13 protein-coding genes are annotated in these 14851 nt (G+C 62.4%); all 13 read right to left on the minus strand.

The window, feature by feature from the left end; all coding sequences use genetic code 11:
- Positions 1–8: 8 nt before the first annotated feature.
- The 13 genes from GYH29_RS15020 to cmk all read right to left on the minus strand — a co-directional run bounded on the left by GYH29_RS15020 (position 9) and on the right by cmk (position 14694).
- Complete coding sequence (locus GYH29_RS15020) at positions 9–3551, minus strand: hypothetical protein (protein WP_161524039.1); 3543 nt, start codon at positions 3549–3551, stop codon at positions 9–11.
- Positions 3548–4237 carry a hypothetical protein gene (locus GYH29_RS15025; protein ID WP_107731988.1) on the minus strand — a complete coding sequence of 230 codons (690 nt, stop codon included), beginning with the start codon at positions 4235–4237 and terminating at the stop codon, positions 3548–3550. The genes GYH29_RS15020 and GYH29_RS15025 overlap by 4 nt, the downstream gene beginning before the upstream one ends.
- A 92-nt stretch (positions 4238–4329) precedes the next feature.
- Positions 4330–5031: a hypothetical protein gene (locus GYH29_RS15030; RefSeq protein WP_161524040.1), complete on the minus strand. Its 702-nt coding sequence runs from the start codon at positions 5029–5031 to the stop codon at positions 4330–4332.
- 385 nt (positions 5032–5416) lie between these two features.
- On the minus strand, positions 5417–6412 hold the full coding sequence (gene rfaD / locus GYH29_RS15035) for an ADP-glyceromanno-heptose 6-epimerase (protein ID WP_081575495.1): 996 nt from the start codon (positions 6410–6412) through the stop codon (positions 5417–5419).
- A gap of 54 nt (positions 6413–6466) precedes the next feature.
- On the minus strand, positions 6467–7045 hold the full coding sequence (locus tag GYH29_RS15040; RefSeq protein ID WP_161524041.1) for a DUF924 family protein: 579 nt from the start codon (positions 7043–7045) through the stop codon (positions 6467–6469).
- A gap of 36 nt (positions 7046–7081) precedes the next feature.
- The gene (gene rfaE1, locus GYH29_RS15045) at positions 7082–8044 is read right to left on the minus strand and encodes a D-glycero-beta-D-manno-heptose-7-phosphate kinase (RefSeq protein WP_161524042.1); all 963 of its coding nucleotides are present in this window, start codon (positions 8042–8044) and stop codon (positions 7082–7084) included.
- 8 nt (positions 8045–8052) lie between these two features.
- Positions 8053–9372: a UDP-glucose dehydrogenase family protein gene (locus GYH29_RS15050; RefSeq protein ID WP_161524043.1), complete on the minus strand. Its 1320-nt coding sequence runs from the start codon at positions 9370–9372 to the stop codon at positions 8053–8055.
- Between the two features lie 3 nt (positions 9373–9375).
- Positions 9376–10113 (minus strand): orotidine-5'-phosphate decarboxylase, encoded by a 738-nt coding sequence (gene pyrF / locus GYH29_RS15055; RefSeq protein ID WP_043590094.1) that lies wholly within the window; start codon positions 10111–10113, stop codon positions 9376–9378.
- A 95-nt stretch (positions 10114–10208) separates the two neighbouring features.
- Complete coding sequence (gene lapB / locus GYH29_RS15060) at positions 10209–11369, minus strand: lipopolysaccharide assembly protein LapB (RefSeq protein WP_039756704.1); 1161 nt, start codon at positions 11367–11369, stop codon at positions 10209–10211.
- A gap of 120 nt (positions 11370–11489) precedes the next feature.
- Positions 11490–11783, minus strand: coding sequence for a LapA family protein (locus GYH29_RS15065; protein WP_019104285.1), 294 nt, complete (start codon positions 11781–11783; stop codon positions 11490–11492).
- Between the two features lie 136 nt (positions 11784–11919).
- Positions 11920–12234, minus strand: coding sequence for an integration host factor subunit beta (locus tag GYH29_RS15070; protein ID WP_019104286.1), 315 nt, complete (start codon positions 12232–12234; stop codon positions 11920–11922).
- A gap of 7 nt (positions 12235–12241) precedes the next feature.
- Entirely contained in the window at positions 12242–13933 is a 1692-nt protein-coding gene (rpsA, locus tag GYH29_RS15075) for a 30S ribosomal protein S1 (protein ID WP_085951937.1), read from the minus strand.
- Between the two features lie 92 nt (positions 13934–14025).
- A complete protein-coding gene (gene cmk, locus GYH29_RS15080) occupies positions 14026–14694 on the minus strand; it encodes a (d)CMP kinase (RefSeq protein ID WP_019104288.1) in 669 nt (222 codons plus the stop codon).
- Positions 14695–14851 lie beyond the last annotated feature (157 nt).

Below are 14851 nucleotides of genomic sequence, written 5' to 3' on the forward strand. Positions count from 1 at the left end.
GCCGTCCTTCAAGATTGAGACTGGTGGGTAAGCGCCGTCGGGTCGGCATCGGGGGCGGCGGCCGGAGGCGGCTGGTCCTGGTTGTAAATCGCGTACCATCCCAGGCCGGTGGGCGTCTCCGCATCGGGGTTGCCGAACAGAAAGAACGAGGTGGCGCCGTTGGGCGGAATGCGCAGCAAGCCCAAGAACTTGAGCGCGATCTCGTTGAGCAGCAGCAAATAGCCTTTCTGCTCGGCGTTGTACAACAGCCGGATCGCACCGATGGACAGCTTGATCACGGTTTGCAGGCTGAATAGCTCGCCGCCCGGCCCCGCGCCTGGCAAAGCCATCCCGACATGAGCCTGATAACCGGCGTCGCCGTCGGCCGCGCCGCTATCGTCGGCCCAGGCCAGCAACAAGGTCGTGTTGAGATTGACCTTGGACGCCAGCGCGCCCAAGGTGCCCAGGTTGACGCGCAGCGACAGGCCGTGCCAGGCGCGTTCGGCCACGCCTTGCAGGCCGTAGCTGGTCGCCACCGCCAAAAACCCCTTGGCCGCCGGCGTGCTGTCGGCCGCGCCGGACAAGAGGCCGTTCAATTCCAGTTGGAAATCGCGATACAGCCCCTGCGCTCGCGAGCGGCTAGCCGCCGGATTGAAGGACAGCTCGTTTTCCAGCATTGAGATCACGGTGGGCCCGCCATCCGGACCGCTCAGCGGGAAGGCGATGCGCAGGCCCAGGCCGCTGAAACGCAAACCTTGGCCAGCCACGGGCTCATCGCCGTCGGCACCGAAGGAAAACAGATCGAAAGGCGGCAGTTCCCCCGCCTCGTCCTTGAGCACGGCGAACTGCATGAAACCGGACATGTCCAGCCAGGACACCGCGCTGCCGCCCGCGCTCTCATCGCGCGTGGACAAGGCCGCGGTGGCGATCTCCACACTGGTGAGCACATTGTTGCGCAGCTTGAACAAGGCCGGCTGGGCGGAAGACAAGGAGTACACCGGCGCGCCGCCGTTGGTCTGGAAACCGCCTTGCAGCAACACGGCGTTGTAGATATTGGCTTGCCCCTGATCCTCGACCATGCTATCCACCCGGCTGCCGAACAATTGATTCAGCACCACCTGGGCCACGCTTTCAAAACGCTGCACCGCGGTGTTCTGGAACAAGGCCTTCAAGGTCAGCAGGCGGAATTCATAGGTGGCGTCGGCGTCCTGCGGCGGAATCGCATGCGCCTGCGGCTCGTCTTCGTAGTCCGGATCCAGATAGTAGATCAACCCGAACAAGGAGCTGGAGTCGCTCTGGGTCACGGTCTTGCCGTCGATCTGGCTCAGTTCGACGCCGATATGATGTGCGGCGAAGGCCTCCGGCTGAGTCACCCCCGCCAACAAACCCAGCAACTCCGCCGGCACTTTCTCAATATCCACCCGCAGCAGCAAAACGCCCTGCCAGTTGGGGTCCCGGATGATGCGGCAGAAGTTCTGGAAATAGGGATTGTCCTGCTGCTTCAGCGCGCTGTCGAAGTATTCGCTCAGCCAATCGGCCAGCGGGGTCAACTGCGACGCGTCCGGCAGTCCTTCCGGCCCCAGCGGCGCGGCGAACAGATTCTTCTGCGTCCATTGCGTCGGCCGGGTCACCAATTCAAGCAAGCTGCCGGGCACGCCCTTGACCACCATCACATTGCGATAGTCGCCATAGCGGTTGCCCTTGCCCACCGCCGCCTTGAAGCGCCAGCGATCGATCTCCAACTGGTTGTAGAAGCGGGACGGGCTGGCCGGCGGATCCTCAGGCATCACGCCGCTGGCCTCAACCCCCAACTGGAGGGGATTGGCCACCGGCAGAAACAGGTTGTCGGTCTGGAACGCCGCCTGCAAGGCGCTGGACGGCGCGGTAAAGCCCAGCTGCCATTGCGGCTGCCCGCCCGCCATGATCTGCGCCAGCAGCAGACGACTCCAGCCCCGCTCCGCGACGCGGGCGATGAAGCCTGCCGGCGTGGCCGCGTTGTAGCCGGCGACGTTGCGCGCCAAGTCCAGACCCAGGCTGGCGCGCGCCGAGCGGGACGCCTGGGCGGAGGCGGCGTTGATGCGATTGCGCCGAGTGGGGCTGACGATCTGGCTCTCCAGCAACTCCATCTGGCCGGCCTGCAAATCTTGGTCCCCGGCCCCGGAGCGAAACGCCGCGAACGGCAACAGGGGGAAGCTCAGTTCACCGCTGTTGGGCAAGGCCAAGCCGGGGTCTTTGGGTTCCAGCAGATCGCCGCCGTCCGCTTTGGCCGCGTCCGGCAGGCCGAACAGATCAGCGCCCTTGGGCGCGGCAGCGTAGTGAGCGCTGGCGCCCTCGCCCTTGGCCGTCACCGTGCACCAAGAGGTGCGGAAGTCCCGATTCAGCAGCAAGGCCAACGGGTCCAAGGGCGGCCCCACCGGCGAACTGGGTTCCAGGGGAAAAACCGGCGCATAGGCCGGCTGCCCGCCGCTGGCGCGCAGGTACGCGCCGCCGCTGACGAAGCCGATGTTTTCCGAACCGGACAAACCAGCCAGCAATTGCTGCGGCTGGCCATCCTCCACGCCCTCCACTCGCAGCTCGAAATCCCCCACCGGCGCAAAGCTGTACCCCAGGTACAGCGGCGTCCTGCCGGAGCCGGGATTGACCACCAGGCCCGCCGGCCGCCCCGCCGCCGCGTCCAGCACCGGACGCAGAGCCACTGTCATGCCGTAGACGGTGCGGTAGTAAGACACCAGATCCAGGCTGGCGCCGGCGGAAAACCAAAACACGGTGGGCGTCGCCGGCAAGATATTGTTGGGATTGACAGGGTTGAACTGGGCGGTGAAGGCGAACAGGTCGGTGGGGTTAGGCTCGCCGCCGTTCACCAGCGGCAGATAAGCGCTCAAGTTCTTCACCGGCTGGTCCGAGCCGGCGCTGTCCGCCGCCGTATTGGGCACCAGCAGTTGGAAGCCGCAGGCGAAGTTGCGCGCCAAAGCCAGACGCGCGGTCTTGAAGCCAAAGCGCCAGCTGCCCAGCTCCGTGCCGGCAAAAGCCAAGCTGGCGCTGTAATCATCCTGATACAAAATGGGCGCCATGCCGCCGCTCAAGGTGGCCGCCGGCGCATTGCGGCCGGTCAGCGTCAGCGCGTCGCCGGATTCCGCGACGCTCAGTACCGCGCCGGAGGCGATGGCGACGCCGATGCTGCCGTCGCCGGTCAGGCTCAGATCCAGCCCATTGCTGGTGCGCAAAATGCCGGCAACAGAGGCGAAGGACAAGACCCAGCCCTGTTCCAGCGCTTGCTGCGGCCGCTCCGCCTGCCGTAACCACAGTAGCGCGCGCCCGCCGATGACAGTCGCCAGAATCGCATCCAGCGCCGCGATGAAGACGGCGGCCTTGTCGCCGCTCAGATCCGGCGCGACGGCGCAGTAGACAAAGCTGCCGGCCCAATCCGCATTCTCCAGCGCTTCCGTCAAGGGCACCGGGCCGGCCGGCGCTTGAGCGCCGGCGGCCAGCAGCCAGCCCCACCAGCCGGCGCCCTCCTGGTTTGCCTGATCGATATACAGCCGGCTACCCGCCAGGCGCTCGAATGCGATCATGTTTTTTCTCCTTGATAAGCGCCTATCGTGAACGTCGTCGTCGCGGCCAGCGAGGTACGCCCCTGCGGCAGCGCCTGCATGAAATAGCCGACCGCGTAGCTGGTGTTAATGGTCAGTTTCAGACCGTCCATCGCCAGGTAGCCTGAGTCGTCGTCGCGCGGCACAGGCAGGCTGCGGATAGGATCGCCGCTGTAAGGCACGGTGGAACCCTGCCAGACGCCCACCCAGTTGCCGGCGGCTTTCGGCTGATACGCCGTCAGCACCTTGTACTTGAGCTGCAATACATTGCTGTCCACGTAGACCGTCTGCAGCGACACGCTGTCATAGGCCCAGGCTTGAGGATTGTCCTGCTCGCCGGCGGGCAGGTAGACGCTGGAACACACCGCCTGCGCCGCGCCCGCCACCGCGTAGGCGATGACATAGCCTTTGGGCTCGTAATCGAAGTTCAACACCCGAGTGGAAGTGGAACTATCGCTCAGCAAAGCGGCCTGCCCGACCGGCGCCTTGTCCCATGGCACCTGATTGGCGCTGCTCTCCCAGGCGTACAAGCGGTTGTCGAATGTTTGCGGCTGATTGGCGGTATTGGTGATGTAGTTGGCCAGCACGCCATCCGGCATCGGCACGCCCACCACGGTGATGAAGACCTGGCGACCGGCATCGTTGCTCAGCAGCAGCAAATTCGACATGAGGCCCTGAATGGTGGTTGACCGGAAAAGCCTTCATCGGCCGGCGCGCCCTGTACTCGACAGGCGCGCTGGCCGCTTCAAGCGCGGGCGGATCAGGCCTTGCCGACGGTGAAAGTGGAGGTGGCGGCCAACGAGGTGCGGCCGGATATCTGGTCCACCATGAAGTAGCCGATCGAATAGGTGGTGTTGATGGTCAGCTTGACGCCGGTGAAGTTCACGGTGCCGCTGTCGCCGCCCTGGGTGACGCTGACTTTTTTCAGCGGATCGCCGCTATAAGGCACGGTGGAGCCCTGCCACAAGCCCAGCCAGTTTTTATTGGCCACCGCGTCATAGGACTGCAGCACCTGGTAGCGCGCCTGCACCAGGTTGGTGCCGACATACAGCGTTTTCACCGAGTTGTTGGCATACTGCCAGGCCTGCGGGTTATCCAGCGAACCTTGCGGCACATAGATGGTGGAGCACACCGCATTGGGCGTGGCGGCCACGGCGTAACCCAAGATGTAGCCTTTGTCCTCGAAGGGAAAGTCGACGGGCTGGGTGCTGGTGGAACTGTCGGTGTCAATGGCGGTGAAACCGTCCGGAGACTTGGCCCAAGGCACGATATTGCTGGTGGTCTGCCAAACATAAATGTGGTTGCCATATTTCTTCGGCTGATTGGCGGTATTGGTCACGTAATTGACAATCGCACCGATGGCCGACGGCTCGCCTACGAAATGGATGGTCACGGTGGAGCCATCGTTTGCGGTCAGCAGCAGTTTGGTTTCAGCGTCCTTGAGATCCTTGAGATCGCCCATGTTTTTCAACTCTCTATGGTGCAAGGCAGCCAATGCGGCGCTTGCGATTGATCGGAACCTTAGCTCGCGACCGGGCCGCCGCGCGATTGGATCGCGGGCGGTCAGGCCTGCTTCTTTTGATAGCATCCGACTCAATCCGACTCAAAAAATAAATTATTTGTCATTCATGGTGTTTTTGATCTAGAACTAAGCTGTTCTTGCCTTATCCGCTTATGACATTAAATTTAAAAACACATAAAAATCATTGCCTTAAAAAACAATAAGCAGGCACCTTCGCAACATCGGCCGCCCAAAACAAAACAGCCTCCCGTCAAAAATGACAGGAGGCTGTTTAAGTATCAAACCGCATCAAGAAGCCCGGCCGCTCCACGGCGGACCCGCAGCGTCATTGCTTGATCAGCCAATCCACGTAACGGTCCACGCCCTGCTCGACGCTAAACAATTCGGCGTCGTAGCCGGCGCTGCGCAGCTTGCCAATATCCGCTTGTGTAAAGCTCTGGTACTTACCCTTGAGCGCATCAGGGAAATCGACGTATTCGACAATACCCTGAGCCACCATCTCGTCCAGGCTCAGCCCCGGCTGGCCCTCATGGCGGCGGCAGGCGTTGACAGTGGCCACCGCAACGTCGTTGAACGGCTGCGAACGGCCGGAACCCAGGTTGAAGATGCCGCTCTTTTCCGGGTGATCCAGGAAATATAGGTTGATCTTGGCCACGTCCTCCACCGACACGAAATCGCGGCTTTGCATGCCGTTGCCCCAACCGTCCCAGCCGCCGAACAGCTTGACCTTGCCATGCTCGCGGTACTGGTTGAAATGGTGGAAGGCCACCGAGGCCATGCGGCCCTTGTGCTGCTCGCGCGGACCGTAGACGTTGAAATAACGGAAACCCACCGCCTGCGCGCTCAGACCTTCCTTCATGCGTTGGCGCAGCACTTGGTCGAACAGGAATTTGGAGTAGCCGTAGACATTGAGCGGGCCTTCGTACTGGCGCTCTTCCTTGAACACGGTGCCCTTGCCGTAGGTGGCCGCGCTGGAAGCGTAGAGGAACTGGATTTCCTCGTGCTGACAGTAGTCGAACAGGGCCAGCGTGTACTGATAGTTGTTGTCCATCATGTACTTGCCGTCGTGGTTCATGGTGTCGGAACACGCGCCCTGGTGCAGGATGGCGGACAACTCGCCCTCGAACTCGCCTTCCAGCAATAGGGCCAGGAAGTCGTGCTTGTCCATGTAATGGGCGATTTCGCAATCCACCAGATTGCGGAATTTGTCGCCGCTGGACAGATTATCCACGGCGATGATGTCGGTAACGCCGCGCTCGTTCAGCGCTTTGACCAGGTTGGAACCGATAAAACCGGCGGCGCCGGTAACGACGATAGTCATGTTTTCCTTTCCGCCGCCGGCCATCGCCCACGGCGCGAGAATAGGGGTGCGCGTTTAAAAACCGGCGCCGGGCTCAGCCAGATAGGTCCGCTCGTCCGGCGTATCCACCCGACCCAGCACGGCGTTGCGATGCGGGAAGCGCCCGAAGCGGACGATCACGTCCCGGTGACGATGCGCGTAATCAATGAAACGGGCCATGGCGGCATCCTTCGCCATGGTTTCAAACAAACGCACGGCTTCGTCCTGATCCGCCAGCGACTCGCTATGCTCAAACGGCAGATAAACAAAGGTGCGGGCGATATGGGGCAGTTGCCGGTCCAGGCCCAACGCCACCATGCGGCGGGCCCAAGCCAGCGCCAAGCCATCGGTGGCGAAGGCCTCGGCGGAGCCGCGGAACAGGTTGCGCGGGAATTGATCGGTCAGAATCAGCCAGGCCAGGCCGCGCCGGGCGTCATCGGCGTCCGGCGGCAGTTCGCCTGCGCGCGCCTGCCGCCATGTCTCCAGAAAGCGTTCGCGGATGACGCCGTCGAACACCTCGTCCTTATTGAACCAGGCGCTGCGCGGCACCGACAGGAAGCTGTCGTCGCTGCCGCCGAACCAGAACTCCAGAATGGCATCGGTATAGTTCTGCATGCGTTCTCCTTCAGGATCCAGCCTGACTGGACGGGATCACACGGCGAAAAGTTCGCGCTGGCTGCACACCGCGGTGCCCAGCTTGCCCACCACCACGCCGGCGGCGGCGTTGGCCAAGCTCATCGCCACCGGCAACGGCTGGCCGGCGGCCAGCCCCAGCCCCAGCGTGCCAATCACGGTGTCGCCGGCGCCGGATACGTCGTACACCTCGCGCGCGAAGGTGGGCTGATGCACCACGCCCTCGTCGCGGAACAAGGTCATGCCCTCCTCGCTGCGCGTCACCAGCAAGGCGTCCAGCGACAAAGCCGCGCGCAAGGCCTGCGCCTTGGCGGTCAACTCGCTCTCGGAAGCCCAGCGGCCGGCCACTTGGCGGAATTCGCTGCGGTTCGGCGTCAGCAGCGTGGCGCCGGCGTATTTGCTGTAGTCGTCGCCCTTGGGGTCGATCAACACCGACTTGCCGGCCTGGCGCGCCAGCTCGATCATCTTGCTGACGTGAGTCAGGCCGCCTTTGCCGTAGTCGGACAGAATCACCACATCATGACTGCCCAGGATCTGCTGATACTCTTCCAGCTTGCCCGCCAGGATCTCATGGCTGGGCGCGTCCTCGAAATCAAGACGGATCAGCTGTTGCTGCCTTGCCACCACGCGCAACTTGATGGTGGTGGCGATGCTCGGATCGCGCTTCAGAGAGGTGGAAATGCCGTCCGCCGCCAGCAGACGCTCCAGCGCGGAGGCGGCTTCGTCGTCGCCCACTACGGATAACAGGGTGGCCTGGCCGCCCAGGCCCGCGATATTGCGCGCCACGTTGGCGGCGCCGCCGGCGCGTTCTTCAATGCGCTCGATTTTGGCCACCGGCACCGGCGCTTCCGGCGAAATACGGGTGGCGTCGCCAAACCAGTAACGGTCCAGCATCACATCGCCCACCACCAGAACTTTCGCTTGCGCCAGTTCGGCGGCCAGTTTGGAGCTGTCCAGCCCCAGGTCTTGCATCAGGCCCATGACAATCCTCAGCGGCCGATCGCGAAGTAATCGAAACCCTGCTCGCGCATCCAGGCCGGGTCGTACATATTGCGGCCGTCGAATACCAACGGCTGCTTCAGCGCCCGCTTGACGGCGTCCAGGTCCGGTGCGCGGAACATCTTCCATTCGGTGACGATCAACAAGGCGTCCGCCTGCTGCAACGCCGTCATCATGTCGTCGGCGAAGCTCAGGCCGGCGATGTCGCCCATCACCCGCTGCGCTTCATGGGTCGCCACCGGATCGAAAGCCACCACTTCCGCGCCGCGGCGGCTCAGTTCCGCCGCGATCACGCGGCTGGGCGCTTCGCGCATATCGTCGGTGTTGGGCTTGAAGGCCAGGCCCCACATCGCAAAACGGCGGCCGCTCAGATCCTGGCCGAAACGCGCCAGCACCTTGTCCACCAGGCGCAGCTTCTGCAGATCGTTGGCTTCCTCCACCGCCGTCAGCACACGCAGCTCATGGCCGTTTTCCTTGGCGGTCTGCACCAGGGCCTTGACGTCCTTGGGGAAGCAGGAGCCGCCGTAGCCCACACCCGGATACAGGAAGTGGTAGCCGATGCGCGGATCGGAGCCCATGCCCAGCCGCACCTGCTCGATGTCTGCGCCCAGGCTCTCGGCCAGATTGGCCAGCTCGTTCATAAAGGAGATGCGCGTCGCCAGCATGGCGTTGGCCGCGTACTTGGTCAGCTCCGCGGAGCGCACGTCCATCAGCAACACGCGTTCGTGATTGCGCTGAAACGGCGCGTATAGCCGGCGCATCATCGCAGCCGCGCGTTCGTCGTCCACGCCGATCACCACGCGGTCCGGACGCATGAAGTCGTCTATGGCCGCGCCTTCCTTCAGGAACTCCGGGTTGGACACCACGCTGAATTCCAGCGCTTCGCCACGCTCGGCCAGGGTGTCCGCCACCGCGGCCTTGACCAGGTCCGCGGTGCCCACCGGCACGGTGGACTTGTCGACGATGACTTTATAATCCGTCATGTAACGGCCGATATTGCGCGCGGCGGCTAGCACGTATTGCAGATCGGCGGAGCCGTCCTCGTCCGGCGGGGTGCCGACGGCGATGAACTGCACGTCGCCAAAGGCCACAGACTCGGCGATGTCGGTGGTGAAGCTGAGCCGGCCGGCGGCCACATTGCGCCGCACCATGTCTTCAAGGCCGGGCTCGAAAATCGGAATACCGCCCTGCTTCAGGATGGCGATCTTATTGGGATCCACATCCAGGCAGCACACGTGATAGCCGGTTTCCGCCAGACACGTGCCGGTCACCAAACCGACATACCCCGTACCGATAACTGTGATTTTCATATTTTATTGAGCCTGATAGTGCTGAATGTCTTGGTTGATGGCGCGCAACACGGCCAGCGGGTCGGCGGCGCGGGTGATGGGCCGGCCGATCACAAGATAGTCGGAACCCGCCGCCAACGCGGTCGTCGGGGTCATCACCCGGCGCTGATCGTCGGCAACGCTGTCCGCCAGGCGGATGCCCGGCGTCACCAGTTTGAAATCGCGGCCCAGCGCGGCTTTCAACTCTCCGGCTTCTTGAGCCGAGCACACCACGCCGTCCAGGCCGCAGTCGCGGGTCAGCGTCGCCAGCCGCAGCACATGCTCTTGCGGTGAGGCTGCGATGCCGATTTCGGCCAGATCGGCGGCTTCCATGCTGGTCAGCACCGTCACCGCGATCAACAGCGGCCGTTGGCTGTACGGCACCAGTGCCTCGCGCGCCGCTTCCATCATCCGGCGGCCGCCGGAGGCGTGCACATTGACCATCCAGACGCCGGCTTCCGCCGCCGCCTTGCAGGCATGGGCCACCGTGTTGGGAATATCATGGAACTTCAAATCCAGGAACACCTGAAACCCCCTGGCCGCCAGGCTTTCCACCAAGCTGCGGCCGGAGGACGTGAACAACTCCTTGCCCACCTTGAGCCGGCACTCGCTCGGGTCCAGACGGCTGGCGAAGCGCAAGGCGCTATCCGCGTCGGCAAAGTCCAGGGCCACGACGACAGGCGAAGTCGGCTGCAACTCGCCGGCTGCGATCAAAGGGTTCATGCTTGCTCCATTCTTGCCGCCGACTCTTGCCGGCGGTCTGCATTCAAATCAGCGCAGCCGCTCAGGGCGGCTGCTTAATCTTAAGCCATGTATTGTTACTGCGATTCCGAGCGGTTGGCGGTGAAGCCCTCCCACTCGCCGCAAGCCGGGCAATGCCAAAAGAAGGCGCGCGAGCGGAAGTTGCAGCATTTGCAGCGATGTACGCTCAGACGCTGCGCGTGCTTGAGCACCAGCGCGCGCGCCACTTCCGCGTCCATCCGCCCTTCCGGGCTCAACTCGTCCATCTGCGCCTCGATCAGCCTGTACACGCCGGAAAGGCTGGGGCGGGCATGCACACCCTCTCGCGCCACTTCCAGCGCCTTCTCCTCGCCCTCGTAGGTGGCGATCTTCTGGTACAGCAGATCGGTCAGCTCCAATTGCGGGAAGGTCTTCTGATAGCCTCGCAGCAAGGCGATCCCTTCCAGCGGCTTGTCCATCCGCTCGTAGGCGTCGAACAAGCGCTCCGCGGCCATCGACAGGTATTCATAGTTTTGTTTCTCGATGTTCTGCCAGGCCGCGATCGCCGCTTCCACATGGCCTCCGGCGAACTCGATGTCGCCCAGGATCAGGCTGGCGCGCACGCATTTTCGGTTGGCGGCGAACGCCTCCTCCACGTAGCGGCGCGCCTGCTCGCTATTGGATTTGTACAGTTCGCCCTGAGCCAGTTCGCAATAGAACTGCGCCACTTCATGCTGGAAGGAGTGCGCGTCGCTGCGCAACTCCTTGGCGGTGGCGATGGCCTTGTGCCAATCGCGGTCCTGCTGGTAGATATCCAGCAGCTGGCGGCGCGCAGCCAGGCCCATATTGCCGTCCTGCAGCTTGATCAATATTTCTTCGGCTCGGTCCACCAGGCCGGCCTTGCGAAAATCCTGGGCCAGCTCGAAACGCACCGCGTCGCGGTGCTCGGCCGGCAGATCCGGCGCGTCCAGCATGCGCTGATGCAGGCGGATGGCGCGGTCGTTCTCGCCGCGCTTACGGTACAGTTTGCCCAAGGTGTGCTGCAACTCCAGCGCCGACCCTTGCTGGCGAGCCACTTCGGCCAGGGCCGAGGCCGCGATATCCGTCTTGTCCTCCACCAGCGCGTCCAGGCCGCGGAAAAAGCCGGTCGGCACCGCTTTCGCCTGTTTCAGCACCGTGCGCATGTCCACGCGCGCGGCAAACCAACCCAGGCCGAAAAAGGCCGGAAACAATAGCAACCACCACAAATCCAGTTCCAACAGCAATCCTTTCCGGACAAACAACAACAGCCGCTCCCGGGCGGCATCATCAAGAACGGCGAATGGAATCACAGCGGCGCCTAAACGCGGCGCCGGCTAGCTCCGCCGCTCGCGCTAGGCTTAATCGGCGATCGCGTCGCTGGGGTCGCTGATCACCTTGCTGGCGGGGGGACGGTTGCGTAATTCTTTTTTCAATTGAGACAGCTCTTTTCGGCTACGCAGATAATAGCCGAGCGTGGCGAGCAGACCCACCAGGGCGCCAACCACGAAAAACAACAGCAGAAACACAATCAGCGGCGCGGACCAGGACTGGCCGAAGAACAATTTGAATTCAACCGCATGGCTGTTTTGCACGGTGACCGCGATCAGGAATACCAACAGGGCCAATTCAACGATACGAAGCAGGTAACGCATGATCTCGCTCGATTTGTTTGCCGGAGTGCAAGTTTAAACGATAGCCCGGCGCAACCCAAGCTGGAATTTCAAGCCGCTCAAAGAAAAAGCGCCGCAAAAAGCGGCGCTTTGGATTCGCTAGACAGGGCTCATACGCCTAGGCTTCGCTCTGCTCCAACAGGGACAGGTCGACGCGTTCGCGCAATTCTTTGCCCGCCTTGAAATGCGGCACATATTTCTCAGGAACCGAGACGCTGGTGCCCGACTTGGGGTTGCGGCCAATCCGCGGCGGACGGTAGTTCAAATCGAAACTGCCGAAACCGCGGATTTCAATCCGGTTTCCCTGCGCCAGGTTATTGGCCATCGCATCCAAAATGGTTTTGACGGCCAACTCAGCGTCTTTGTAGACCAACTGAGAATTGCGCTCGGCGAGTCGTTCCGACAGCCTAGCGATCAGCTCAGATTTGGTCATGTCTCAATTACTCGTTGGAGCCGGACAGTTTTGCCTTCAGCAGGGCACCCAGATTGGTGGTGCCAGCGGAAGCGCTGTCAACGGACAGGCTCTTCAGAGCAACGTTGTCTTCCTGAGCGTCTTTAGCCTTGATGGACAGGCTGATATTGCGGGACTTGCGGTCCACGGCAATGATCACGGCTTCCACTTCCTCGCCGTCCTTCAGAACGGAGCGAGCGTCTTCCACGCGGTCGCGGGACAGTTCGGAAGCACGCAGGTAGCCTTCAACATCGGTGTCCAGAGTCACGACGGCGCCTTTGGCGTCAACGGACTTCACTGTGCCCTTAACCAGAGCGCCTTTGTCGTTCATCGCAACGAAGTTGTTGAACGGATCGCCTTCCATCTGCTTGATGCCCAGGGAGATGCGTTCTTTTTCAACGTCGATGGACAGAACAACGGCTTCAACCTCGTCGCCCTTCTTGAACTTGCGCACGGCTTCTTCGCCGGCTTCGTTCCAGGACAGGTCGGACAGGTGAACCAGGCCGTCGATGCCGCCCGGCAGGCCAACGAACACGCCGAAGTCGGTGATGGACTTGATCGCGCCCTTCAGCTTGTCGCCTTTGTGGAAGTTGTCGGCAAACTCGTTCCACGGGTTGGCCAGGCACTGCTTCATGCCCAGGGAGATACGACGACGGTCTTCGTCGATTTCCAGGATCATGACTTCCACTTCGTCGCCAACCTGAACAACCTTGGACGGGTGTACGTTCTTGTTGGTCCAGTCCATTTCGGACACGTGCACCAGGCCTTCGATGCCTTGTTCGATTTCCACGAACGCGCCGTAGTCGGTCAGGTTGGTCACCTTGCCGAACAGACGGGTGCCGGACGGGTAGCGGCGGGACAGGCCCACCCACGGATCTTCGCCCAGTTGCTTCAGACCCAGGGATACGCGGTTCTTCTCTTGGTCGAACTTCAGTACCTTGGCTTCCACTTCGTCGCCCACGGCCAGAACTTCGGACGGGTGCTTCACGCGGCGCCATGCCAGGTCGGTGATGTGCAGCAGGCCATCAATGCCGCCCAGGTCAACGAACGCACCGTAGTCGGTGATGTTCTTGACGATACCCTTGATGATGGCGCCCTCTTTCAGGGTTTCCAGCAGAGCTTTGCGCTCTTCGCCCAGGGTTTCTTCCAGCACGGAACGACGGGACACAACCACGTTGTTGCGCTTGCGATCCAGCTTGATGACCTTGAATTCGATCTGCTTGTTTTCGTACGGGGTGGTGTCTTTCACCGGACGCACGTCAACCAGGGAACCCGGCAGGAAGGCGCGGATGCCGTTGACCATAACGGTCAGGCCGCCTTTGACCTTGCCGCTGATCAGACCGGACAGGATCTTGCCGGTTTCCAGAGCCTCTTCCAGCTCCACCCAAGCGGCCAGGCGCTTGGCTTTTTCGCGGGACAGCTTGGTTTCGCCAAAGCCGTTTTCCAGCGCGTCGATGGCAACGGTAACGAAGTCGCCGATGGCCACTTCGACCACGCCTTGGTCGTTCTTGAATTCTTCAGCCGGGATCAGGGACTCGGACTTGAGGCCTGCGTTCACGGTTACAAAGTTGGAATCAACTGCCACCACTTCGGCAGTGATCACCTCGCCCACGCGCATGTCGTGAAGGGTCAGGCTTTCCTCAAACAGCTGAGCGAAGTTTTCCATGGAGAGGGTAGTCATCAAGCGTACTCTCGGTGCGCGCCTTGCGGCGTGCGGGTTAGGGTTGCACAACCGGGTTTATTGCCTTGCAGCATTTTCACCCGACAAAAAAATCATAGGCCGGAGACCTGTCTTTCCTCGAACCAACGCAGAACCTGTGCGACCGCCTGGTCGATGGTCAGCTCCGTGGTGTCGAGCAAAAAGGCGTCCGGCTCCTGGCGCAGCGGCGCTACCGCCCGGGCGGCATCGCGCGCGTCCCGATCGATAATGTCCTGCAGAATCCGTGGGAGATTAGCAGAATCTCCCTTGCCGATCAACTGCTTATAGCGGCGATCGGCCCGCTCCTCGGCGCTGGCCGTCAAAAACACCTTCAAGGCGGCGGCGGGAAACACCACCGAACCCATGTCGCGGCCGTCCGTCACCAGGCCGGGCAATTGGCAGAAATCGCGCTGGCGCTGCAACAGCGCGGCGCGCACCGCCGGCAGCGCGCCCACCTTGGAGGCACCGATGCCAATTTCCTCACTGCGGATCGCCGCGCTGGCGTCGTTGCTCTCCAGCCACACCGCCCCGTCGGCGAACTCCACCGGCAGCCCCGCGGCGGCGGCGGCCAGGCCAGGCTCGTCGTCCCAGGCTATGTTGTGGCGCTGCGCGAACAAGGCCAGCAGGCGGTAGAGCGAGCCCGAATCCAGATAATGAAAACCCAGCCGCGCGGCGACCAGGGCGGCGACGGTGCCCTTGCCCGAGGCGGACGGGCCGTCGATGGCGATGACAGGTGCGGTCATGTACAGACAATGTCCTTGCAGAAATTCTCGCAGGCCGCCGCGACGGGCAACCAGCCAAACTGGCGATTTTATCTCAAGCCGCGGGCCGGCACAGCAAGATTCTACGGCTTGCGCGCCGTAGCCGCGCGGCAACGCGGGGTTTGCGCAAAGGCCTTGC

The organism is Chromobacterium haemolyticum (assembly GCF_009936155.1).
Taxonomy (GTDB): domain Bacteria; phylum Pseudomonadota; class Gammaproteobacteria; order Burkholderiales; family Chromobacteriaceae; genus Chromobacterium; species Chromobacterium haemolyticum.

Coding starts and splice junctions, on each gene's coding strand:
- GYH29_RS15020 (WP_161524039.1), bottom strand. CDS start 3,551: ATGATCGCATTCGAGCGCCTGGCGGGTAGCCGGCTGTATATCGATCAG.
- GYH29_RS15025 (WP_107731988.1), bottom strand. CDS start 4,237: ATGTCGAATTTGCTGCTGCTGAGCAACGATGCCGGTCGCCAGGTCTTC.
- GYH29_RS15030 (WP_161524040.1), bottom strand. CDS start 5,031: ATGGGCGATCTCAAGGATCTCAAGGACGCTGAAACCAAACTGCTGCTG.
- rfaD (WP_081575495.1), bottom strand. CDS start 6,412: ATGACTATCGTCGTTACCGGCGCCGCCGGTTTTATCGGTTCCAACCTG.
- GYH29_RS15040 (WP_161524041.1), bottom strand. CDS start 7,045: ATGCAGAACTATACCGATGCCATTCTGGAGTTCTGGTTCGGCGGCAGC.
- rfaE1 (WP_161524042.1), bottom strand. CDS start 8,044: ATGGGCCTGATGCAAGACCTGGGGCTGGACAGCTCCAAACTGGCCGCC.
- GYH29_RS15050 (WP_161524043.1), bottom strand. CDS start 9,372: ATGAAAATCACAGTTATCGGTACGGGGTATGTCGGTTTGGTGACCGGC.
- pyrF (WP_043590094.1), bottom strand. CDS start 10,113: ATGAACCCTTTGATCGCAGCCGGCGAGTTGCAGCCGACTTCGCCTGTC.
- GYH29_RS15065 (WP_019104285.1), bottom strand. CDS start 11,783: ATGCGTTACCTGCTTCGTATCGTTGAATTGGCCCTGTTGGTATTCCTG.
- GYH29_RS15070 (WP_019104286.1), bottom strand. CDS start 12,234: ATGACCAAATCTGAGCTGATCGCTAGGCTGTCGGAACGACTCGCCGAG.
- rpsA (WP_085951937.1), bottom strand. CDS start 13,933: ATGACTACCCTCTCCATGGAAAACTTCGCTCAGCTGTTTGAGGAAAGC.
- cmk (WP_019104288.1), bottom strand. CDS start 14,694: ATGACCGCACCTGTCATCGCCATCGACGGCCCGTCCGCCTCGGGCAAG.